This is a genomic window from Serratia sp. CY81684, assembly GCF_052166595.1.
Lineage (GTDB): Bacteria > Pseudomonadota > Gammaproteobacteria > Enterobacterales > Enterobacteriaceae > Serratia > Serratia nematodiphila.
Map to the genome: position 1 here is coordinate 296,414 of NZ_JBJNOO010000004.1, position 22,169 is coordinate 318,582.

At 59.8% G+C, this 22,169-nt stretch carries 16 protein-coding genes; 7 read left to right on the forward strand and 9 right to left on the reverse strand.

What is annotated here, in order from left to right:
* Nucleotides 1–451 precede the first annotated feature (451 nt).
* From lpdA to pdhR, 4 genes are all read right to left on the reverse strand, one after another.
* The gene (lpdA, locus tag ACJ8QF_RS16410) at nucleotides 452–1,876 is read right to left on the reverse strand and encodes a dihydrolipoyl dehydrogenase (protein WP_004937500.1); all 1,425 of its coding nucleotides are present in this window, start codon (nucleotides 1,874–1,876) and stop codon (nucleotides 452–454) included.
* Between the two features lie 233 nt (nucleotides 1,877–2,109).
* Nucleotides 2,110–3,993 carry a pyruvate dehydrogenase complex dihydrolipoyllysine-residue acetyltransferase gene (gene aceF / locus ACJ8QF_RS16415; RefSeq protein WP_004937497.1) on the reverse strand — a complete coding sequence of 628 codons (1,884 nt, stop codon included), beginning with the start codon at nucleotides 3,991–3,993 and terminating at the stop codon, nucleotides 2,110–2,112.
* A 13-nt stretch (nucleotides 3,994–4,006) separates the two neighbouring features.
* On the reverse strand, nucleotides 4,007–6,670 hold the full coding sequence (gene aceE / locus ACJ8QF_RS16420) for a pyruvate dehydrogenase (acetyl-transferring), homodimeric type (RefSeq protein WP_004937495.1): 2,664 nt from the start codon (nucleotides 6,668–6,670) through the stop codon (nucleotides 4,007–4,009).
* Between the two features lie 165 nt (nucleotides 6,671–6,835).
* Nucleotides 6,836–7,600, reverse strand: coding sequence for a pyruvate dehydrogenase complex transcriptional repressor PdhR (gene pdhR / locus ACJ8QF_RS16425; RefSeq protein ID WP_004937490.1), 765 nt, complete (start codon nucleotides 7,598–7,600; stop codon nucleotides 6,836–6,838).
* A gap of 631 nt (nucleotides 7,601–8,231) precedes the next feature.
* Between pdhR and ACJ8QF_RS16430 the strand changes: the two genes are divergently transcribed.
* Complete coding sequence (locus ACJ8QF_RS16430) at nucleotides 8,232–9,608, forward strand: amino acid permease (RefSeq protein ID WP_004937488.1); 1,377 nt, start codon at nucleotides 8,232–8,234, stop codon at nucleotides 9,606–9,608.
* A gap of 64 nt (nucleotides 9,609–9,672) precedes the next feature.
* Here ACJ8QF_RS16430 and ACJ8QF_RS16435 read toward each other — a convergent pair whose 3' ends face one another.
* From ACJ8QF_RS16435 to ACJ8QF_RS16445, 3 genes are read right to left on the reverse strand one after another with little or no spacing between them, the layout of a single operon-like run.
* Nucleotides 9,673–10,908, reverse strand: coding sequence for a c-type cytochrome (locus tag ACJ8QF_RS16435; protein WP_442537689.1), 1,236 nt, complete (start codon nucleotides 10,906–10,908; stop codon nucleotides 9,673–9,675).
* Nucleotides 10,905–11,459, reverse strand: coding sequence for a (2Fe-2S)-binding protein (locus ACJ8QF_RS16440; RefSeq protein WP_004937484.1), 555 nt, complete (start codon nucleotides 11,457–11,459; stop codon nucleotides 10,905–10,907). The genes ACJ8QF_RS16435 and ACJ8QF_RS16440 overlap by 4 nt, the downstream gene beginning before the upstream one ends.
* Nucleotides 11,456–14,245, reverse strand: coding sequence for a xanthine dehydrogenase family protein molybdopterin-binding subunit (locus ACJ8QF_RS16445; protein WP_442537690.1), 2,790 nt, complete (start codon nucleotides 14,243–14,245; stop codon nucleotides 11,456–11,458). Before ACJ8QF_RS16445 ends, ACJ8QF_RS16440 begins: the two co-directional genes overlap by 4 nt.
* A 208-nt stretch (nucleotides 14,246–14,453) precedes the next feature.
* On the opposite strand from ACJ8QF_RS16445, the gene ACJ8QF_RS16450 reads away from it, so the two are divergent.
* Both ACJ8QF_RS16450 and ACJ8QF_RS16455 read left to right on the forward strand, forming a co-directional pair.
* The gene (locus tag ACJ8QF_RS16450; protein ID WP_048325364.1) at nucleotides 14,454–15,038 is read left to right on the forward strand and encodes a nucleotidyltransferase family protein; all 585 of its coding nucleotides are present in this window, start codon (nucleotides 14,454–14,456) and stop codon (nucleotides 15,036–15,038) included.
* 8 nt (nucleotides 15,039–15,046) lie between these two features.
* Nucleotides 15,047–16,099 (forward strand): XdhC family protein, encoded by a 1,053-nt coding sequence (locus ACJ8QF_RS16455; protein ID WP_049239917.1) that lies wholly within the window; start codon nucleotides 15,047–15,049, stop codon nucleotides 16,097–16,099.
* Here the strand turns inward: ACJ8QF_RS16455 and ACJ8QF_RS16460 are convergent.
* Nucleotides 16,023–16,889 (reverse strand): helix-turn-helix domain-containing protein, encoded by an 867-nt coding sequence (locus ACJ8QF_RS16460; RefSeq protein WP_442537691.1) that lies wholly within the window; start codon nucleotides 16,887–16,889, stop codon nucleotides 16,023–16,025. The genes ACJ8QF_RS16455 and ACJ8QF_RS16460 overlap by 77 nt on opposite strands.
* Before the next feature lie 152 nt (nucleotides 16,890–17,041).
* On the reverse strand, nucleotides 17,042–18,688 hold the full coding sequence (fumA, locus tag ACJ8QF_RS16465; protein WP_004937467.1) for a class I fumarate hydratase FumA: 1,647 nt from the start codon (nucleotides 18,686–18,688) through the stop codon (nucleotides 17,042–17,044).
* Nucleotides 18,689–19,037: 349 nt separating this feature from the next.
* Here fumA and ACJ8QF_RS16470 point away from each other — a divergent pair, with 349 nt between their 5' ends.
* The 4 genes from ACJ8QF_RS16470 (at nucleotide 19,038) to gshB (ending at nucleotide 22,109) form a co-directional block, all read left to right on the forward strand.
* Entirely contained in the window at nucleotides 19,038–19,550 is a 513-nt protein-coding gene (locus tag ACJ8QF_RS16470) for a SprT family zinc-dependent metalloprotease (protein WP_004937462.1), read from the forward strand.
* A gap of 101 nt (nucleotides 19,551–19,651) precedes the next feature.
* Complete coding sequence (endA, locus tag ACJ8QF_RS16475; RefSeq protein WP_015379043.1) at nucleotides 19,652–20,347, forward strand: deoxyribonuclease I; 696 nt, start codon at nucleotides 19,652–19,654, stop codon at nucleotides 20,345–20,347.
* 69 nt (nucleotides 20,348–20,416) lie between these two features.
* Nucleotides 20,417–21,148, forward strand: coding sequence for a 16S rRNA (uracil(1498)-N(3))-methyltransferase (gene rsmE / locus ACJ8QF_RS16480; protein ID WP_004937458.1), 732 nt, complete (start codon nucleotides 20,417–20,419; stop codon nucleotides 21,146–21,148).
* 10 nt (nucleotides 21,149–21,158) lie between these two features.
* The gene (gshB, locus tag ACJ8QF_RS16485; RefSeq protein ID WP_016930084.1) at nucleotides 21,159–22,109 is read left to right on the forward strand and encodes a glutathione synthase; all 951 of its coding nucleotides are present in this window, start codon (nucleotides 21,159–21,161) and stop codon (nucleotides 22,107–22,109) included.
* Nucleotides 22,110–22,169 lie beyond the last annotated feature (60 nt).

The window sequence follows — 22,169 nt, forward strand, 5'->3', positions numbered from 1 at the left end:
ACCCTTTGGGTTTCACTCTGTGGCTAGGCGATCGGCCCGTAAAGGCCCCGAAACGGTGATTGGGGCAAACAAGCACGGTCAAACAGCGTTACAGCATGAAAGACTGATGGGTAGAGCGCACGGCGATATTGATGCCATCTATCCTGACGGGGCACTGCTGTCGATGTCCTGGACTGTAAGGTACAGTGCCCGGTTCCGCTCAGCCAGCATATCAGGATTTGAAACGGTTGTTAATTCGTTCACATAAAAGCAACATTAAATCTTTGCTGAATCGTTGAGCGCAGCGTAATCGGCTGCCGGACTAGCAGGACATTATATCCATATAATTAGAGTGGATATAAGCATGAGGATCGGAATTTGGCGCAGCGGCCACAAAAAATCGCGTTCTGCATCTGAGTAAAAAAACGGCCCCTTTTCAGGAGCCGCTTGATGACCGGTCAAACCAGCAGAATTACTTCTTCTTGGCTTTCGGGTTAGGCAGATCGGTGATGCTGCCTTCGTAGATTTCCGCCGCCAGGCCCACGGATTCGTGCAGGGTCGGGTGAGCGTGGATGGTCAGCGCGATGTCTTCCGCGTCGCAGCCCATTTCGATAGCCAGACCGATTTCACCCAGCAGCTCGCCGCCGTTGGTGCCGACAATCGCGCCACCGATGATGCGGTGAGTTTCTTTGTCGAAGATCAGTTTGGTCATGCCGTCTGCACAATCGGAAGCGATCGCACGGCCGGAAGCCGCCCACGGGAAGGTGGAGGTTTCGTAGCTGATGCCTTTCTCTTTCGCTTCTTTCTCGGTCAGACCCACCCACGCCACTTCCGGCTCGGTGTAAGCGATGGATGGGATCACTTTCGGATCGAAGTAGTGCTTCATGCCGGCGATAACTTCTGCGGCGACGTGGCCTTCGTGCACGCCTTTGTGCGCCAGCATCGGCTGACCGACGATGTCGCCGATGGCGAAGATGTGCGGCACGTTGGTGCGCAGCTGCTTGTCGACGTTGATGAAGCCACGCTCGTCAACTTCCACACCGGCTTTGCCAGCATCCAGCAGTTTGCCGTTCGGCACGCGGCCGATCGCCACCAGCACCGCGTCGTAACGCTGTGGTTCTGCCGGCGCTTTTTTACCTTCCATCGTGACGTAGATGCCGTCTTCTTTGGCTTCTACCGCGGTCACTTTGGTTTCCAGCATCAGGTTGAACTGCTTGCTGATACGTTTGGTGAAGACTTTCACCACGTCTTTATCTGCCGCCGGGATAACCTGATCGAACATTTCAACGACGTCGATCTGTGAACCCAGCGCATGGTATACGGTGCCCATTTCCAGGCCGATGATGCCGCCGCCCATAACCAGCAGACGCTCTGGGACGGTTTTCAGTTCCAGCGCATCGGTAGAATCCCACACGCGTGGATCTTCATGAGGAATGAATGGCAGTTGGATCGGACGAGAACCTGCGGCGATGATGGCATTGTCGAAGTTGATGGTGGTTGGGCCGTTTTCGCCTTCCACAACCAGGGTGTTAGCGCCGGTGAACTTGCCCAGGCCGTTGACCACTTTCACTTTACGGCCTTTGGCCATGCCAGCCAGACCGCCGGTCAGCTGAGTGATGACTTTTTCTTTCCAGACGCGCACTTTGTCGATGTCGGTTTTCGGCTCGCCGAAAACGATGCCGTGTTCGGCCAGCGCTTTGGCTTCTTCGATCACTTTGGCAACGTGCAGCAGTGCTTTGGAAGGGATACATCCCACGTTCAGGCAAACCCCGCCCAGAGTGGAATAACGTTCAACCAGAACGGTTTCAAGACCTAAGTCAGCGCAACGAAAGGCTGCAGAGTAACCTGCCGGGCCCGCCCCAAGTACCACGACCTGAGTTTTAATTTCAGTACTCATCATGACCTCTTAATTGATTGTCCGGCGGGTCAGACGTCATTTTTATTGCTAATCGATCTCATAACGCCCTTCATCCACCGGGACGCTTACACCGCGAGCAGTTTACAGAATTGTTAATAATCTGCAAAGCGTGTTCGAGTGACCCGTGTCTCAACAATTTTGTCGAGTTATGCAAAATCCGACAAAACTGCTACAGAATCGTCAGGGGCGCAGCATGCTGCGCCCCTTTTGCATTACATCACCAGACGGCGAATGTCGGACAGCATGTTGTTGATGATGGTGATGAAGCGCGCACCATCGGCACCGTCGATAACGCGGTGGTCGAAGGACAGCGACATCGGCATCATCAGGCGCGGCATGAACTCTTTACCGTTCCAGACCGGCTCCATCGCAGACTTGGAGACGCCCAGGATAGCCACTTCCGGCGCGTTGACGATCGGCGCGAAGTGAGTCGTCCCGATACCGCCCAGGCTGGAGATGGTGAAGCAGCCGCCCTGCATCTCGCCCGCGGTCAGCTTGCCGTCGCGCGCTTTCTTGGAGATGGTCATCAGCTCGCGAGACAGCTCGGTGATGCTCTTCTTGTTCACGTCCTTGAACACCGGAACCACCAGGCCGTTCGGGGTATCTACCGCCACGCCGATGTTGATGTATTTCTTCAGCGTCAGCTTCTGACCGTCTTCGGACAGCGAGCTGTTGAAGCGCGGCATCTGCTCCAGAGCGGCAGCAACGGCTTTCATGATGAACACGACAGGCGTGAACTTCACGTCCAGCTTGCGCTTGGCCGCTTCTTCGTTCTGCTGCTTGCGGAACGCTTCCAGATCGGTGATGTCGGTTTTGTCGAAGTGAGTCACGTGCGGGATCATCACCCAGTTGCGGCTCAGGTTCGCACCAGAGATCTTCTGGATGCGGCCCATTTCGACTTCTTCGATCTCGCCGAACTTGCTGAAGTCCACTTTCGGCCATGGCAGCATGCCCGGCAGACCGCCGCCGGCAGCAGCCGGAGCCGCTTCAGCGCGTTTCACCGCGTCTTTCACGTAAGCCTGAACGTCTTCGCGCAGGATGCGGCCTTTACGACCGGTGCCTTTCACTTTCGCCAGGTTAACGCCGAATTCACGCGCCAGACGACGAATGACCGGAGTCGCGTGCACGTAGGCCGCGTTCTCGGCGAACTCGCCTTTGTCTTCAGCTTTCGCAGCCGGAGCGGCGGCTTTAGCGGCGGCCGGCGCCGGCGCAGCGTCCGCTTTAGCGGCTGGCGCGGCGGCAGCGGCAGGCGCAGCGCCTTCCACTTCGAACACCATGATCAGGGAGCCGGTTTTCACTTTATCGCCGGTCGCGATCTTGATCTCTTTCACGGTGCCCGCGAACGGCGCAGGCACTTCCATGGAGGCCTTGTCGCCTTCCACGGTGATCAGAGACTGCTCGGCGGCAACCTTGTCGCCTACCTTGACCATCACTTCGGTCACTTCGACTTCGTCACCGCCGATGTCCGGCACGGCGACGTCTTTGGCCGCAGAGGCCGCAGGCGCTGCAGCGGCAGCCGGTGCTTCAGCCGCAGCCGGAGCAGCAGCGGAAGCGGCGCCGGCCACTTCGAACACCATGATCAGGGAACCGGTTTTCACTTTGTCGCCGGTCGCGATCTTGATCTCTTTCACGGTGCCCGCGAACGGCGCAGGGACTTCCATGGAAGCCTTGTCGCCTTCCACAGTGATCAGGGACTGCTCGGCTTCCACCTTGTCGCCCACTTTCACCAGGATCTCGGTCACTTCAACTTCGTCGGCGCCGATGTCCGGCACGGCAACGTCTTTGGCCGCAGCGGCAGCCGGGGCAGCAGCTGCTGCTGCCGGTTTTTCTTCCGCTTTCGCCGCCGGTGCAGCTTCCGCTGCGCCTGCCGCTTCGAAGATCATGATCAGTTTGCCGGTTTCGGTTTTATCGCCGACCGCCACTTTGATCTCTTTCACCACGCCCGCCTGCGGGGAGGGCACTTCCATGGAAGCCTTGTCGCCTTCCACGGTGATCAGCGATTGTTCCGCTTCAACTTTATCGCCGACCTTCACCAGAATCTCGGTGATTTCGACTTCATCTGCACCGATGTCCGGTACGTTGATTTCGATAGACATTATTCAGTACCTCTTAGGCCAGACGCGGGTTAACTTTTTCCGGGTTGATGTCGAATTTCTTGATTGCGTCAGCAACCACAGAAGCTTCGATCTCACCGCGTTTAGCCAGTTCACCCAGAGCAGCAACCACCACGTAGGACGCATCGACTTCGAAGTGGTGACGCAGGTTTTCGCGGCTGTCCGAACGACCGAAGCCGTCGGTGCCCAGTACGCGATAATCGCTGGCCGGCACATAAGTACGAACCTGTTCGGCGAACAGTTTCATGTAGTCGGTAGAGGCTACCGCCGGCGCGTCGCTCATCACCTGAGCGATGTAAGGCACGCGTGGCGTTTCGGTTGGGTGCAGCATGTTCCAGCGCTCGCAATCCTGGCCGTCGCGCGCCAGTTCGGTGAATGAGGTCACGCTGTAGGTGTCGGAACCCACGCCGTAGTCCTTCGCCAGGATCTGCGCAGCTTCGCGCACGTGGCGCAGGATGGCGCCGGAGCCCAGCAGCTGCACCTTGCCTTTGCTGCCTTCCAGCGTTTCCAGCTTGTAGATACCCTTGCGGATACCTTCTTCCGCACCCTGCGGCATCGCAGGCATGTGGTAGTTTTCGTTCAGCGTGGTCAGGTAGTAGTACACGTTTTCCGGGTTGTCGCCATACATGCGCACCAGACCGTCGTGCATGATCACCGCCACTTCGTACGCGTAAGCCGGATCGTAAGAGATGCAGTTAGGGATGGTCAGAGACTGAATGTGGCTGTGGCCATCTTCGTGCTGCAGACCTTCGCCGTTCAGGGTAGTACGGCCCGAGGTCCCGCCGATCAGGAAGCCGCGCGCCTGTTGGTCGCCCGCTGCCCAGCACAGGTCGCCGATACGTTGGAAACCGAACATCGAGTAGTAGATGTAGAACGGAATCATCGGCAGATCGTTGGTGCTGTAGGAGGTCGCTGCGGCCAGCCAGGAAGAGGCTGCGCCCAGTTCGTTGATGCCTTCCTGCAGGATTTGGCCTTTCTCGTCTTCTTTGTAGTAAGCAACCTGCTCACGGTCCTGCGGGGTGTACTGCTGGCCGTTCGGGCTGTAGATACCGATCTGACGGAACAGACCTTCCATACCGAAGGTACGCGCTTCGTCGGCGATGATTGGCACCAGGCGATCTTTGATCGACTTGTTCTTCAGCATCACGTTCAGGGCACGCACGAAGGCGATAGTGGTGGAGATCTCTTTGTTCTGCTCTTCCAGCAGCGAGCTGAAATCTTCCAGCGCCGGCATTTCCAGCTTCTGGGTGAACTCCGGCAGACGGGTAGGCACGTAGCCTTTCAGCGCCTGGCGACGTTCGTGCAGGTATTTGTACTCTTCGGAATCTTTCTCGAAGGTGATGTACGGCAGTTTTTCGATGTCAGCATCGGCAACCGGCACGTTGAAACGATCGCGGAAGTGGTGAACCCCTTCCATGTTCATTTTCTTCACCTGGTGAGCGATGTTTTTACCTTCCGCGGTTTCACCCATGCCGTAACCTTTGATGGTGTGGGCCAGGATAACGGTCGGTTTGCCTTTGGTGTCCTGCGCTTTTTTCAGTGCAGCGAAGATTTTCTTCGGATCGTGACCACCACGGTTCAGCGCCCAGATTTCGTCGTCGGTCATGTCTTTGACCAGCGCCGCGGTTTCCGGGTAACGGCCGAAGAAGTGCTCGCGCACGTAAGCGCCGTCTTTGGATTTGAAGGTCTGGTAGTCGCCGTCCAGGGTCTCGTTCATCAGCTGAACCAGTTTACCGCTGGTGTCTTTGCGCAGCAGCTCGTCCCAACGGCCGCCCCAGATCACTTTCAGCACCTGCCAGCCTGCGCCGGAGAAGATGCCTTCCAGTTCGTTGATGATCTTGCCGTTACCGGTGACCGGGCCGTCCAGGCGCTGCAGGTTGCAGTTGATGACGAACACCAGGTTGTCCAGCTTCTCGCGGGTGGCGATGGTGATGGCGCCTTTGGATTCCGGCTCATCCATCTCGCCGTCGCCCAGGAAGGCGTAAACGGTCTGCTCAGAGGTGTCTTTCAGGCCGCGGTGTTCCAGGTATTTCAGGAACTTCGCCTGATAGATGGCGCTGATTGGGCCCAGGCCCATGGATACGGTCGGGAACTGCCAGAATTCCGGCATCAGCTTAGGATGCGGGTAAGAGGACAGACCGTTGCCGTGCACTTCCTGACGGAAGTTGTTCATCTGTTCTTCGGTCAGGCGGCCTTCAAGGAAGGCGCGCGCGTAAACGCCCGGAGAGATGTGGCCCTGGAAGTAGACCAGGTCGCCGCCGTCTTTCTCGTTGCGTGCGCGGAAGAAGTGGTTAAAGCAGACTTCATAGAAGGTCGCGGAAGACTGGAAGGAAGCCATGTGGCCGCCCAGCTCCAGGTCTTTCTTGGATGCGCGCAGAACGGTCATGATCGCATTCCAACGGATCGCAGAGCGAATGCGGCGTTCCAGATCCAGGTTGCCTGGGTAAGCCGGTTCGTCTTCTACCGCGATGGTGTTGACGTAGTTGTGCGCTGCAGCACCGGCCGCAACGTTAACGCCGCCTTTGCGGGCTTCTCCCAATACCTGATCAATCAGAAACTGAGCTCGCTCAACACCCTCTTCACGGATGACCGATTCGATCGCCTGCAGCCAGTCGCGGGTTTCGATCGGATCCACGTCATTGTTTAAACGTTCTGACATGGTGGTATTCCTTATCTGTCTAATGGTTTGTTTGGAGCCTGTCTTCCTGTGCTCTGTGAAAAAACACACGAAGACAGGCCCATCAGTTTAGTTGCCGCTTAAGTACTTAACTAAGTACCTCGAACTTAACCCCCGCAGGCTGGTGTACCCTGAAGAGGACAGCTCTTAATCCTTGCGTTGCTGGAGACGCCGCAGCGATCTCTCGCGCCGAGTATGCTCCCGGCTGAGATCCAGCAAGATTTCCTCGATAAACGCCAAGTGGCGATGCGAGGCTTCACGGGCCTTTTCCGGCTCGCGTGCCACAATCGCCTCAAAAATTCCGGCGCGGTGGCTGCTCACTTTTGCCAACATCTCACGGCGCGAGTAGAGCAATTCAAAGTTCTGACGCACGTTCTGTTCCAGCATCGGCCCCATGCAGCGTAGCAGGTGAAGTAACACAACGTTGTGAGCGGCTTCGGTCACGGCGATTTGATACTGCATGACCGCATCGGCTTCGGCGTCGAGATCGCCGCTGTCTTGAGCCTGTTGAATCACGATGTGGCAGTCGCGGATGCGCGCCAGATCTTCATCGGTGCCGCGCAGCGCCGCGTAATAGGCGGCAATGCCTTCCAGCGCGTGACGGGTTTCCAGCAGATCGAACTGTGATTCGGGATGGTCGGCCAGCAGCTCGGCCAGCGGATCGCTGAAGCTCTGCCACAGATTAGTTTGCACGAAGGTGCCGCCGCCCTGACGGCGCAGGAGCAGCCCTTTCGCTTCAAGGCGCTGAATGGCCTCTCTCAGAGAAGGACGGGAGACATCAAATTGTTTCGCCAGCTCGCGCTCCGGAGGCAGTTTTTCGCCTGGGCGCAGTGTCCCCTCGAGGATCAGGTATTCGAGCTGTTGCTCGATAACATCTGACAACTTGGGTTGGCGGATTTTGCTGTAGGCCATGAGTGAATTCTTCTCTGCGAATGGCGCGGAGTCAATTGGTAATACCAATTTCAAAAACGTGACGGTAAAGTAACAAAGTATTCACCTCCTGTCCATACGGGCCTTGATCGAAATCAGGTTACCCGCACATTTTAACACCCCGCTGAAAACCCCGCTGCAAACCGGTAACGCCGTGATGGTATTACCATTTACGCGGCGGGTTGGGGATTTAACTTTTACCAAACCTTACGCAAGGCAGAGTGCAAACTTTTTGCCCGAGTTTTATTGCATGGTTATTACGCTTTAATGAATGGCTATTTGGCGAGCAGCGCAACGGCGGTTCGTTCATTATTTGAACGCAGCCCACCGTTCAGATCTACGTTATTTTTGCGCATTATGTGATTTGTTGCTTATTTCATGCACTGAATCCCCCCTGCCGTCACACAACCCGCATTTTGTTTCCTAAACTGCTGCAATCTTAATCACTCACACGACAAAGCAGGTGCAAACCGACGCACATAACATTATTCTCTGCCAAACGGTAGCGGCGCCGTGGAATTAATAGCTATAACGCCGTAAATAAAACAAAACACACATCGTAACCACTGCTTTACAGGCAGGTGGGCATTCACAACGACAGAGGGTTAGATTGATGGATGGTCAACAGCATGGTGACCAGCTGAAGCGCGGCCTGAAAAACCGCCATATTCAGCTCATCGCCTTAGGTGGCGCAATCGGCACCGGGTTATTTCTCGGTATCGCTCAAACAATAAAAATGGCCGGCCCGTCAGTGCTCCTCGGCTACGCCATCGGCGGCTTCATCGCGTTTCTGATCATGCGCCAGTTGGGAGAAATGGTGGTAGAAGAGCCGGTCGCCGGTTCCTTCAGCCACTTCGCCTACAAATACTGGGGCAACTTCGCCGGCTTCGCCTCCGGCTGGAACTACTGGGTGCTGTATGTCCTGGTGGCGATGGCGGAGCTGACGGCGGTCGGCATCTACGTGCAGTACTGGTGGCCGGAGATCCCCACCTGGGTTTCCGCCGCGGTATTCTTCCTGGCGATCAACGCCATCAACCTGGCCAACGTCAAAGTTTACGGCGAGATGGAGTTCTGGTTCGCCATCATCAAAGTGGTGGCGATTATCGGCATGATCGTGTTCGGCGCCTACCTGCTGTTCAGCGGCATGGGCGGCCCGGAAGCCACCGTCACCAACCTGTGGGCGCAGGGCGGGTTCTTCCCGAACGGCGTCATGGGTCTGGTGATGGCGATGGCGGTGATCATGTTCTCCTTCGGCGGCCTCGAGCTGGTCGGCATCACCGCCGCTGAAGCCGACAACCCGCAAAAAAGCATTCCGAAAGCCACCAATCAGGTGATCTACCGCATCCTGATCTTCTATATCGGTTCGCTGGCCATTCTGCTGTCGCTGTACCCGTGGGGCAAAGTGGTCGAAGGCGGCAGCCCGTTCGTGCTGATCTTCCACGCGCTGAACAGCAACCTGGTGGCGACCGTGCTGAACATCGTGGTGCTCACCGCCGCGCTGTCGGTCTACAACAGCTGCGTCTACTGCAACAGCCGCATGCTGTACGGCCTGGCGCAACAAGGCAACGGTCCGAAAAGCCTGCTGAAGGTCGACGGCCGCGGCGTGCCGGTGGTGGCCATCGGCATTTCTGCCCTCGCCACCGCGCTGTGCGTGCTGATTAACTACCTGATCCCGGGCCGCGCCTTCGAACTGCTGATGGCGCTGGTGGTGTCGGCGCTGGTGATCAACTGGGCGATGATCAGCCTGGCGCACCTGAAATTCCGCGCCGCCAAAAACCGCGAAGGCGTGGTGCCGAAGTTCAAAGCGTTCTGGTACCCGTTCAGCAACTACCTGTGCCTGCTGTTCATGGCCGGTATCCTGGTGATCATGTACCTGACGCCGGGCATTCAAATCTCGGTGCTGCTGATCCCGGTATGGGTGGCGATCCTGGCCGTCGGTTACGCCATCAAACAGCGCAGCCAGCGCGTCGACGGCGTCACCAGCCGTTGAATCCCGCGACCGCGCAATAAAATGGCCCGCAGATGCGGGCCATTTTTTTTTGCCTGAACGCCGCTTACTTGCGCAGCGCTTTCACCTGCTCGGCGGTGATGTCCGCCGGCAAATCGCCCCAGGTCACCCGCAGGTAATTTACCAGTTCCGCCACGTCGGCATCGCTCAAACGCTCGCCGAAGCCCGGCATGCTCTGCATGCTTTCACCGTTCGGGAACTGCTGGGCCGGCAGGCCGTCCAGCACCGACACGATCAGGTTCTTGCCGTCCGCCTGGCGCAGCGTGGCGTTATCGCGCATCGCCGGCGCGACATGCGGTTTGCCCTCGCCTTCACGTGCATGGCAGCCGGCGCACTGATCCAGATAGGCCATGCGCCCGGCATCGCTGCCTTGGCCCATTTTCACCGGTACCGCCGCCGGCGGCTGCTCGCCCATCAGATACAGCGCCAGCGCCTGATGGTCTTCCGGCGTCAAATGACGGGTGCTGAGATCCACCACCATATGCATCTCACTGAAGGCCGAACCCTGCGGCGCGAGGCCGGTGCCGAGGAAGCGGCTGACGTCCTGCGGCGTCCAGCCGCGCTGCGCCAGACCGTGCGGCGTAATGTCCGGCGCCATGAAGCGGCCGAGATCGCCGCCCTGCATCGGTTTGCCGAGATCCATCTGCCCCAGCGCGCCGCGCGGCGTGTGGCATTCGCCACAGTGGCCCAGCACATCGGCCAGATAGCGGCCGCGCAGCCATTGCGGCGAGCTGCCCTGCGAGCTGGCCGGCAGCGGATCCTGGCTGCGGAACAGCAGGTTCCAGCCGATCAGCGCCATGCGCTGGTTGAACGGGAACGGCATCTCGTTGGCCGGAATGGCCACGTCCACCGCCGGGCGCGTCATCAGGTAAGCGTAGATGTCATCGGCGTCCTGACGCGACATGCCCTTGTACGAGGTGTAAGGCATCGCCGGGTACAGGTGCCGCCCGCCCGGCGCCACGCCCTGCGTCAGCGCCAGGAAGAAGTCGTCCTTGCTCCAGCGCCCGATGCCGTGGTCGGCCGACGGCGTCAGGTTGCTGCCGTAAATCGTGCCGAACGGCGTGTCCAGCGGATAGCCGCCGGCCAACGGCGCCCCGCCGCTGGCGGTATGGCAGGCGGCGCAGTCGGCGGCCTGCGCCAGATAGCGGCCGCGCGCGATCTGTTCGGCGCCGGCGGTCACCTGCTGCACCGGGCCATCGTAACGGCGGTTTTCCCGCCACCACAGCAGCGCAATCACCACGATCGCCACCAGCACAATCAACACTGCGAGACGTTTTTTCATTGCGCCGTCTCCTTCAGCAGGCCCGGCGTTTTCAGTACCACGTCGCGCACCGCTTCGTAGTAGCGCACGTAGCCGGTGCAGCGGCAGATGTGGCTGTCCAGCGCCTGCTCGATAGCGTTCTCCAGCTGCTCGCGGGCGATCGGCTCACGCTTGAGCTTTTCCACGAAAATGGTGGCGGCGTTGACGAAGCCCGGCGTGCAGTAGCCGCACTGGAAGCTGTAGTGCTCCAGAAACGCCTGCTGGATCGGCGACAGCTCAACCACCTCCCCCTGTTCGTCCACCCTGGCGTGGCCTTCGACGGTGCGCACTTTCTTGCCGTTGAAGAAATGCGCGCCGGTGATGCAGGTGCGCACCTCTTCGCTGGTGCCGCTCGGGTGATCGACAATCGCCACGCAGGCGTGGCAAATGCCCTGCCCGCAACCGAGGCGCGAACCGGTCAAATCGAGATACTCGTGCAGGAAATCGATCATCATCAAGCCTTCCGGCACCTCGATCGGGCCGTACTGTTTCTCGTTGATGGTCAGGGAAATCGGCTGGGTTTTAATGCTCATTGTAATACCTCACGAATATTTTCTGCACGAACGGGCAAATCACGGAAACGGTGGCCGGTGGCGTCGGCAATGGCGTTGACCAGCGCGGCCACGATCGGGATCATCACCACTTCCGCCATGCCTTTCGGCGGATCGGTTTCCGACAGCGCCGGCAGGATGTCGCCGCTCTGTTTCCACACCGCCACATCACTGGCGCGCGGCAGGTGGTAACGGTTGAAGTTCCAGGTGCCGTTGCCCGGGCCGTCTTCGTACAGCGGTAAATATTCGTGCAGCGCATGGCCGATGCCCATCGCCAGCCCGCCCTGCAGCTGGCCGGAAACCAGTTCCGGCACGATCAGGTTGCCGCACTCCATGATCGAGTGGTGATTCAGCAACTCCACCTGGCCGGTGGCGATATCCACCGCCACTTCCGCCAGCGTGCCGACGGCGCTGTAGTAGGTCACCGCCGCATTGTTGCGCTGGGTCGGCGGGTAGTAGACCTGCCCGCGCGCCAGCGGCTTGAATTCGCCGCCGGCGTTGCGCAGCGCCATGCCGTCGATCGGCAGGCGTTCGCTTTTGCCGTTCAACGTGAAATCGGCCTCCGCCCACTGCCAGCGGTTGAAGACGTGCACCGCCGCGCCGGTGACGCCGCCCATCTGATAAGCCGTCTTGGCCAGCAACTCGAGGCTCAGCACCGACATGCCCGCCGCCGTCAGGCCGCCTTCGACCCAACGCGCATCTTCGCGCCGCACCACCAGCGGCGCAGCCTGGCCGCCGCCGATACCGGCCTGCCACAGCGCCATCGCCGCCGGCCACAGGCCGTGATCGAAGATCAGGCGCGCCGCTTCGCGGGTGCTGTGCGAGAAGTAATAGGCCGAATTGCTGGCGCTCGACGGCGAACAGTAGCTCGGCGTCCAGTTGGGGTTGGTTTGCAGCTTATCCTGCTCTTCCTGCGACATCAGGTAAGGATCGCCGCTGGTGACCATCGGCAATACCGACCAGTCGGTGACCGAGAAGTGGGCTTCGTCGGCCGGTTTGCCCAGCCACTGCGCGCACAATACCGACTGCGAGGTCGACATGCCGGTGCCCATCTCCGCGCCGCTGTGATGCAGCGTGATGCGGCCATCTTCGCTCAGCTCCACCCGGGCGAACGAGGTTTCCGCCCCGGTGCCGAAGTCTTTCTGCACGCAGCCGAAGCCGACGCCATAGCGCTTGCCGGGATGGCGGCTCTCAAACTCGGCCTTGCGTTCGGCGCGCTTGAGCCACATCTCGTGCTTCGCCGCCTTCTCCAGCACTTCATCAGCGCGGATCGCACCGGCCGGGATCGCCCCCTGGGTGTTTTTCATGCCGGATTTCAGCACGTTGCGCAGGCGAAACTCGATCGGGTCGATCTTCAGCTCGGCGGCCAGCTCATCCACCATCATCTCGGTGGCGGCCATGCTCTGTAGCGTGCCGTAACCGCGCGCCGAGCCGGCATCGATGGCGCGTGAGGCCAGCCCGACCGACGACAGATCGCTTTTCGGGAAGTAGTAAATCGACTGGGCGGCGGTTGCGCCGACCATCACCACCGAAGGGGTGAAGTTGCTGCGGCCGCCGCCGTCCGCGGTCATGTCACCGAGGAACGACTGCATGACGCCGGTCTGCTTATTCACCGCGATGCGGTAGTTCATGTCGAACGCATGGCGCTTCAGCGCCGTCTGGAACTGCTCGAAACGGTCATTGGCCAGGCGCACCGGGTGGCCGTCGCCATACATCGCCGCCACCGCGCCGTAATACGGGAAGTTGTAGTGATCTTTCGAGCCGTAGCCCACGGTGTAGCACGGGTGCAGGATCAGCTGTTTCACCGGCGGGTTGCGCTTGGCCAGCATGCGCGGCATCTCGTCGGCCACTTCCTGCGGCGACTGAGTCGGCACCACCAGATGCAGGGTTTGCGTCTGCGCGTCGAACCAGCCGTTGGCGTTGTCCGGCTCCAGCGCCGAGGTGTCGATCGACTGCGTGGTGTAGCGGCGTGACATCACCAGCCAGTCGGCCGGCGGATTCGCCAACTCGTCGGCGATCAGGCCCGCATAGCGCATGCCTTCCTGATCCAGCTTGCCGCCCTCGTGCCCTTCCGGCCACACCGGCAGGTGTTTTTTCATCGATACCGGGAAGATCGGCGTATCCTTCAGGCTGGAGAAGCGATCGTCGTCGAACGGCTGTTCTCCCCCCACCCGCACGTAACGGAAACTGCCCCAGGGATCGCGCTCCAGCGGGCCGGTGACCGCGCCGTATTTGATGGTTTCCTCACGGAATTTCAGCTTGTCCTTGGCGAAGCGGAAACGGGCGAAGTCGTGATAGATCAGGATCGCCACCGCCTGGCCGAGATAGGCAGGGGTTTTGCCGTTCGGCAGCAGCATGTCGTCACCGTAGAACGCCGGAAAGGCCAGGCCATCGCGCGCCAGATCTTCCGCCGTCACCAGGCGATCGGGCTGCAGCTCGTCCCCCAGCAGCGACAGATCGACCCCCTCGAACAGCCGGTCGGCTTTGGTCACGCGCAGAATGAAGGCGTGCGCCTGTTTCTGCGGCCAGTGCGGCATGTCCACCGCGCGGATATCGCGTGCGAACACCTTCTGCCCCATGACCTTGGCGCGGCCGTCGATACGGAAACGCACGCGCTTGGCCTGCGGATCCCAGTTGGGTGACTGGAGGATTTTTTGCTCGAACAGCGCGGCGTAGGCGCGGCTGTACAGGGGGGCGAGGTACACGGAGACCCCCGCAATCACGGCGCTTTTGATAAAGCGGCGCCGCGACGGGTTGAAATTGCTCATAAATAAGTCCTTCACGTCTTTCTTGTAATTGGTTTTTGTTCGCGGTGTTGTTGCGCAAACGCTGACGACCTTGCCGTAGACGTCATAAGCATATGCTTATAACTAAAATTATGTGATGATTAACAGGCTGTTTTCAACAAAAAAACATTTACAAAACACAGGTAGTTTGTAGGCTAATAAATAATTTGCGCAAACGCGGACTTCAACCATGACCACGGGCATTGTCATTACCGCCGCCGGACGCGGAGAGCGCTTTATTCAGGCCGGCGGCCAGGGCAACAAATTGAACGCCGGGTTTGCCGATGCGGCGGGCGAGCGGCGTTCGCTGTTCGAGCACACCCTATGCCAGGCGCTGGCCTCCGGCCTGCCGGTACAGGTGGTGACCCGGCCGGATAATCTGCCGGTACTGGCAGCCTGCGCCGCCAACCAGGTGCCGGTCACCTTGCTCGCCAGCGCGGGCCTCGGAGACTCGATCGCCGCGGGCGTTGCGGCCACGCCGCACTGGCAGGGCTGGCTGATCCACCTGGCCGATATGCCATTCGTCGGCGCCGACGTTTTCCGACAGGTGGCGGATGCCTTACGGCAACACCCGATCGTGCGCCCCTGTTATGCGCAACAGCCCGGTCACCCGGTCGGCTTTTCCGCTCTATTGCGCAAACCACTTTGCCAACTGCGCGGCGATAATGGCGCGCGTGAACTGCTGCAAGGCGCGGCAGTCCACCTGCTGCCGCTTGAGCACCCCGGCGTCGTGCGGGATATTGATCTTCCATCGCAACTCCCGGCCAGCGAGTAAATTCACCTATGCAACATCTTGATGTCACCGTGGTCAGCCAGGCGATAAGCTGGCTGCAACAACAGCCGGTTTGGTTATGCACCGTGCTCAGCACCTATGGCTCTTCGCCGCGCTCGCCGGGCGCGTTGATGGCGGCGACCCGCGACGGCCGCTACAGCGGCTCATTGTCGGGCGGATGCGTGGAGGAGGACTTTCTGCGGCGCGTGGCCGCCGGGGAGTATCAGGCGGCCAGCCAGGTGATTCGTTATGGCGAAGGCGGCATGACGCCCAACGTGGCGCTGCCGTGCGGCGGCGTGCTGGACGTGCTGATCGAGTATCTGCCGGCGGGAGAAGCCAGCGTCGCTTACCTGCAGCGCATCGCCGGCGCGCTGGAAGGGCATCACGCGTTGCTCAAACGCCTGACGCTGCCCCACGCCTGCCACAGCCTCGAGCAAAGCCACTTCACCAGCGCCACTCAGGTCGAACGCCGGCTCGAGCAGATTACCCTGCACATCGCGGCCGCGCCGCGCCTGCTGATCGCCGGGCTGTCCAGCGTGGCGCTGTACTGCGCCGATTTCGCCGTGGCGCTGGGGTTTGAGGTGCTGGTGTGCGAGAACCGCCCGGAGGCGCTGGACAACTTCGCCGCCGAGCTGAAGCCCGGCGTGACGCTGCTGCGCCAGTTTCCGGCCAAGTTCATCGAAGAGGGGGGCTGCCACGCCAATACCGCCGTCGTGGCGCTGACCCACGATCCGCGCATGGACGATCTGACGCTGATGGAAGCGATCCACACCCCGGCGTTTTATATCGGCGCCATGGGCTCGCTCAGAAACAGCGCACGCCGGCGCCAGCGGTTGCAGCAGATCGCCGAGTTCACGCCGCAGGAGCTGGAACGCATCCATGCGCCGATCGGCCTGCCGTTGGGCAGCAAAACCCCGGCGGAAATCGCCCTGGCGGTGATGGCGGCGATCGTGCAGCAAAAAAACCGGCTGCCGGCCGCCGACGGGATCAGTGCAGCGGCACCACCGGCACCAGATGCTGCAGCTCCAGGTGCAGCTCCTCTTTCCCGCTCAGCGAATAGCTGAACACCGTCATGTCCGGCCCGTCGCCGCGGGCCAGCCCCATTTCGGGCAGCACCTGCGTGTAGATTTGAATGATGTGATCATTGAGCGCCACCGGCTTGCCGGAATAGCGAAAACGGCAAAACTCGCCGTGGATCTCCGGCAGCGGCTCCAGCGCCACGCCTTCACGCAGCGGGTAGTCCGCCGTCACGCCCAGGGTATAGTCGACCCTGACCCGCTCGCCGTCCGGCACCAGTTGGGTAAACGAATAGGTTTGCGTCGGGCGCTCGCCCAACAAGGTGTAGAACTGCGCCCGCAGCGCGCTGCGCTGCGGCAGATGCGACTTGTCCAACTTTTCGATATCCAGGTGATAAGCGTACTGTTTGCCATGAAAGGCGTATTGCCCTCTGGCGATGCTGACGCGTTCGACCTGAATATCGCCGGGCTGGCTGGCCGCCAGCGAACGCACCAGATTGCTGAAGTCCTGTTTGCGGGCATGACGATACACGCTGGGCGATTCGGCGAAATGTTTCTTGAAACAGCGCGAGAACGTCTGCTGGTTATCGAATTGATACTCGACCGAAATATCGAGGATGCTCTTCTGCGTGAAACGCAAGGCGAAGGCGGCGATGTAGAGGCGACGAGCGCGAATGTAGGAAGCTAACGATAATCCGGTCTGCTTCTTGAACATGCGCTGCAGGTACCATTTCGTATAGCCTGACTTGGCGGAAACGATATCCAACGACAGCGGATTGGTCAGGTTATCTTCAATCCAGACCAGCAGTTCCCTGATATGATTTTCCTGCGTTCCCATGTGCTTGCTGAAACCTTCTGTTGCCGATATTCCATTAGTCGAATTTTAGTGCTATCCGCGTAGGGTATACAGGTTAAAACTCGGCGTCCAGCAAGCTACAGGACTTTACACAATCCCCCTTCGCCGCCCGCAGGCGGCGAAGGGGGCAACGCTTATTTCAGGCAGCTGGAGCACTGACCGGCCTGGATCTTCTGGAAGAAGTCATTGCCTTTGTCATCCACCAGGATAAACGCCGGGAAATCTTCCACTTCGATTTTCCAGATCGCTTCCATGCCCAGCTCAGGGTACTCCACGCACTCCAGGCTCTTGATGCTCTGCTGCGCCAGCACCGCCGCCGGGCCGCCGATGCTGCCGAGGTAGAAGCCGCCGTGCTTGTGGCAGGCATCCGTCACCTGCTGGCTGCGGTTGCCTTTCGCCAGCATGATCATGCTGCCGCCGTGGGATTGCAGCAGGTCGACGTAGGAATCCATACGCCCGGCGGTGGTTGGCCCCAAGGAACCGGATGCATAGCCTTCCGGCGTTTTAGCCGGGCCGGCGTAGTAGATCGGGTGGTCCTTGACGTACTGCGGCAAGCCTTCACCGCGATCCAGGCGCTCTTTCAGCTTGGCGTGCGCGATATCGCGGCCGACGATGATGGTGCCGCTCAGCGACAGGCGGGTGGAAACCGGGTACTGCGACAGCTGTTTGAGGATCTCGGCCATCGGGCGGTTGAGATCGACCTTGATCGCCTCGCCCTCCCCGGCCTGGCGCAGCTCCTGAGGAATGAATTTACCCGGATTGTGCTCCAGTTTTTCCAGCCAGATGCCGTCGCGGTTGATCTTGCCTTTGATGTTGCGGTCCGCCGAGCAGGAGACGCCCATGCCGACCGGGCAGGAGGCGCCGTGGCGCGGCAGGCGCACTACGCGGATATCATGTGCGAAGTATTTGCCGCCGAACTGTGCGCCCAGCCCCAGGTTTTGCGCTTCTTGCAGCAGTTCCGCTTCGAGTTCCAGATCGCGGAACGCCTGGCCATGCTCGTTGCCTTCCGTCGGCAGGCCATCGTAATACTTGGTCGAGGCCAGTTTGACGGTTTTCAGCGTCGCTTCCGCCGAGGTGCCGCCGATGACGAACGCCACGTGGTACGGCGGGCAAGCCGCGGTGCCCAGCGTACGCATCTTGTCGACCAGGTAGTTTTTCAGTTTGCCCGGCGACAGCAGCGCCTTGGTTTCCTGATACAGATAGGTTTTGTTGGCGGAACCGCCGCCCTTGGCGATGCACAGGAACTTGTACTCTTCGCCGTCCACGCTGTAGAGATCGATCTGCGCCGGCAGGTTGCTGCCGGTATTGACCTCTTTGTACATATCCAGCGCGGCGTTCTGCGAATAGCGCAGATTCTCTTCGATGTAGGTGTTATACACCCCGCGCGACAGCGCCTCTTCATCGCCGCCGCCGGTCCAGACGCGCTGGCCCTTTTTGCCGACGATGATCGCCGTGCCGGTGTCCTGGCAGGTCGGTAAAATACCCTTGGCGGCGATTTCTGAGTTACGCAGAAATTGCAGCGCAACGTACTTGTCGTTTTCGCTGGCATCCGGATCTTTGAGGATATCAGCCACCTGCTGTTGGTGCGCCGGGCGCAGCATGAACGAGGCGTCGTGGAACGCATGCTGGGCAAGCAGGGTTAACGCTTCAGGGGCAACTTTCAGAATTTCCTGGCCTTCAAATTCGCTCACGGAAACATGGTCGCGGCTCAGCAGGTAATATTCGGTATCGTCTTTCTTCAGCGGGAACGGATCTTGATAGTGGAACGGTTTATTCGACATTGATCTCTCACTTGCAACATCAGCTGCGTTAAATTCACACTTGCGGCGCGCGACGCGGCGCCTTGTCAAAAAACTGCCTCCACCTTACGTATTTTTAATCAGTCAGTTATTGCGCCAAATCGCAAAATAACCGCTATTTGCGTAAGGGATTACCGCAGGCGGCGTTTCAACCTTGCTCGGTGAGAACTGCGGGTACAGGCTCATCATGCACGCTTTATTATCCCGCAGTTAACACATTGATTACAATCCATCGGCGGCGATCGTCTTATCAATGTGGTGAAAAAGCGCCGGATGCGATTTGCGCCGGGACATATTGTCAGCCGCCGCGCCATTGCTTAAGCTAGCCGCAATGAACAAACCGAGAATCCCCATCGCGCTGCAACAAGCGGTGATGCGCTGCCTGCGAGAAAAGCTGCAGTTGGCCCGCCAGCATTTTGCCGTCGAATTCCCCGAACCCAGCATCGTCTATCAGCAACGCGGCACCAGCGCGGGCACCGCCTGGCTGCAAAGCTGGGAAATCCGTCTGAACCCGGTGCTACTGCTGGAAAACCAACAGCCGTTTATCGATGAAGTGGTGCCGCACGAACTGGCGCACCTGCTGGTGTTTCGCCAATTCGGCCGGGTAGCGCCGCACGGCCGCGAATGGCGCTGGATGATGGAAAGCGTGCTGCTGACGCCCGCCAGCCGCACTCATCGTTTCGAAACCGCCTCGGTGCAAAGCAAAACCTTCCCCTATCGCTGCGGCTGCGGGCAGCACCAGCTCACCATTCGCCGCCATAACCGCGTGCTGCGCGGTGAAAGCGAATACCGCTGCCGCCGGTGCGGCGAAAAACTGAAATTTCTCGCTAGCGAGAACCTTTAGTTAAACGATTTATACGTTAAAACAAGTAAATATCGCCATTTGCCACTGCCGACAAGTTCCGTTACCCTGCCTGCTTTTCCAATTTTGAGCTGTTTTGGAATATGCTTCGCAGAATTTTGTTTATGGCGGTTTTCGCCGCAGGCGCCGCACAGGCGCACGGCATCAATAACTTCTCTCAGGCCAAGACGGCGGCGGCCAAGATTAACCAGGATGCGCCGGGCAGTTTTTACTGCGGCTGCCGCATCGAGTGGCAAGGCAAGAAGGGCATTCCCGATCTCGCCGGCTGCGGCTATCAGGTGCGTAAAAACGCCCAACGCGCGCAGCGCATCGAGTGGGAACACGTGGTGCCGGCCTGGCAGTTCGGCCACCAGCTGCAGTGCTGGCAAGACGGCGGGCGCAAAAACTGCAACAAAGACGCCACCTACCGCCAGATAGAAACCGATCTGCACAACCTGCAGCCGGCGATCGGCGAAGTGAACGGCGACCGCAACAATTTCATGTACAGCCAATGGAACGGCGGCGCGGGCCAGTATGGGCAATGCCCAATGAAGGTGGACTTCAAGAATAAACAGGCGGAGCCGCCCGCCCGCGCCCGCGGCGCCATTGCCCGCACCTACTTCTACATGCGCGATCGCTACCAGCTGCGGCTGTCACGCCAGCAAACCCAGCTGTTTGAAGTGTGGAACCGGCAATATCCGGTGAGCCAATGGGAATGTCAGCGCGAAGCACGTATCGCCAAGGTGCAGGGCAACCACAACCCCTATATTCAACAGGCTTGTCAGCAGCGGAAAAGCTAACCTACTATAGCCTTTATCTTTCATGGTGCCGCCAACCTGCGGCGCCGTTTCGTCAGGATCAGACTACCCATGCGCATACCCCGCATTTACCATCCGCAACCGTTGACCGACCGGGCGGAGATCGCCCTCAGCGAGGACGCCGCCAACCACGTCGGGCGCGTGCTGCGCATGAGCGCCGGCCAGGCGCTGCAGCTGTTCGATGGCAGCAACCAGGTGTTCGACGCCGAAATAATCCGGGTGGACAAAAAGAGCGTGCTGGTGCGCCTTGGCGACGGCCGCGTGGATGACATCGAATCGCCGCTCAACCTGCATCTGGGCCAGGTGATCTCGCGCGGCGAGAAGATGGAGTTCACCATCCAGAAATCCATCGAGCTGGGCGTCAACGTCATCACCCCGCTGTTTTCCGAGCGCTGCGGCGTGAAGTTGGACGGCGAACGCCTGGCGAAGAAAATCCAGCAATGGCAAAAGATCGCCATCGCCGCCTGCGAACAGTGCGGCCGCAACCGCATTCCCGAAATCCGCGAGGCGATGTCGCTGGAGGCCTGGTGCGCCGAGCAGGACGGCAGCCTGAAACTCAACCTGCACCCGCGCGCCAGCCACAGCATCAACACGCTGCCACAGCCGGTGGATCATGTTCGCCTGTTGATCGGCCCGGAAGGCGGTTTGTCCGCCGACGAAATCGCCATGACCACCGACCACGGATTTACTGATATTCTGCTGGGACCACGCGTTCTGCGTACCGAAACCACAGCGCTCACCGCCATTACCGCTCTGCAGGTCCGCTTCGGCGACCTGGGTTAAAGGAGAAAAGATGATTAAGCTCGGCATCGTGATGGACCCTATCGATTCCATCAACATCAAGAAAGACACCAGCTTCGCCATGCTGCTCGAAGCGCAGCGCCGCGGTTACGAATTGCACTACATGGAGATGAACGATCTCTATCTGCATGCCGGCGACGGGCGCGCCCGCACCCGCCTGCTGAGCGTGAAGGAAGACAAGGAGAGTTGGTTCAGCTTCGGCGCCGAGCAGGATCTGGCGCTGCACGAGCTGGACGTGATCCTGATGCGCAAGGATCCGCCGTTCGATACCGAATATATCTACGCGACCTACATTCTGGAACGCGCCGAAGTTAAAGGCACGCTGGTGGTCAACAAGCCGCAAAGCCTGCGCGACTGCAACGAGAAGCTGTTCACCGCCTGGTTCTCGGAACTGACGCCGGATACGCTGGTCAGCCGCAGCGCCGCGCACATCCGCAAATTCCACCAGCAGCACGGCGACATCATCCTGAAGCCGCTGGACGGCATGGGCGGCGCGTCTATCTTCCGCGTGAAGCAGGACGATCCTAACCTGTCGGTGATCATCGAAACCCTGACCGAACACGGCAGCCGTTTCTGCATGGCGCAGAACTTCCTGCCGGCGATCAAGGACGGCGACAAGCGCATCCTGGTGGTGGACGGCGAGCCGGTGCCTTACTGCCTGGCGCGCATTCCGGCGCAGGGCGAGACCCGCGGCAACCTGGCGGCCGGCGGCCGCGGCGAAGCGCGCCCGCTGAGCGAAAGCGACTGGAAAATCGCCCGCGCCGTCGCCCCGACGCTGAAAGAGAAAGGGCTGATCTTCGTCGGCCTGGACGTGATCGGCGATCGCCTGACCGAGATCAACGTCACCAGCCCAACCTGCGCGCGCGAGATCGAGGCGGCATTCCCGATTTCGATTACCGGCATGCTGATGGACGCGATTGAAAAGCGCCTGGCGGCGAAGTAATGCGCAATGCGGGCGGCATGCCGCCCGCTGTTCTGCATCGCGCCCGCCAAAGCGCGCCTT

Coding starts and splice junctions, on each gene's coding strand:
- aceF (WP_004937497.1), bottom strand. CDS start 3,993: ATGTCTATCGAAATCAACGTACCGGACATCGGTGCAGATGAAGTCGAA.
- lpdA (WP_004937500.1), bottom strand. CDS start 1,876: ATGAGTACTGAAATTAAAACTCAGGTCGTGGTACTTGGGGCGGGCCCG.
- aceE (WP_004937495.1), bottom strand. CDS start 6,670: ATGTCAGAACGTTTAAACAATGACGTGGATCCGATCGAAACCCGCGAC.
- ACJ8QF_RS16450 (WP_048325364.1), top strand. CDS start 14,454: ATGACCACGGGCATTGTCATTACCGCCGCCGGACGCGGAGAGCGCTTT.
- ACJ8QF_RS16430 (WP_004937488.1), top strand. CDS start 8,232: ATGGATGGTCAACAGCATGGTGACCAGCTGAAGCGCGGCCTGAAAAAC.
- ACJ8QF_RS16435 (WP_442537689.1), bottom strand. CDS start 10,908: ATGAAAAAACGTCTCGCAGTGTTGATTGTGCTGGTGGCGATCGTGGTG.
- gshB (WP_016930084.1), top strand. CDS start 21,159: ATGATTAAGCTCGGCATCGTGATGGACCCTATCGATTCCATCAACATC.
- ACJ8QF_RS16440 (WP_004937484.1), bottom strand. CDS start 11,459: ATGAGCATTAAAACCCAGCCGATTTCCCTGACCATCAACGAGAAACAG.
- ACJ8QF_RS16445 (WP_442537690.1), bottom strand. CDS start 14,245: ATGAGCAATTTCAACCCGTCGCGGCGCCGCTTTATCAAAAGCGCCGTG.
- endA (WP_015379043.1), top strand. CDS start 19,652: ATGCTTCGCAGAATTTTGTTTATGGCGGTTTTCGCCGCAGGCGCCGCA.
- fumA (WP_004937467.1), bottom strand. CDS start 18,688: ATGTCGAATAAACCGTTCCACTATCAAGATCCGTTCCCGCTGAAGAAA.
- rsmE (WP_004937458.1), top strand. CDS start 20,417: ATGCGCATACCCCGCATTTACCATCCGCAACCGTTGACCGACCGGGCG.
- ACJ8QF_RS16470 (WP_004937462.1), top strand. CDS start 19,038: ATGAACAAACCGAGAATCCCCATCGCGCTGCAACAAGCGGTGATGCGC.
- ACJ8QF_RS16455 (WP_049239917.1), top strand. CDS start 15,047: ATGCAACATCTTGATGTCACCGTGGTCAGCCAGGCGATAAGCTGGCTG.
- pdhR (WP_004937490.1), bottom strand. CDS start 7,600: ATGGCCTACAGCAAAATCCGCCAACCCAAGTTGTCAGATGTTATCGAG.
- ACJ8QF_RS16460 (WP_442537691.1), bottom strand. CDS start 16,889: ATGGGAACGCAGGAAAATCATATCAGGGAACTGCTGGTCTGGATTGAA.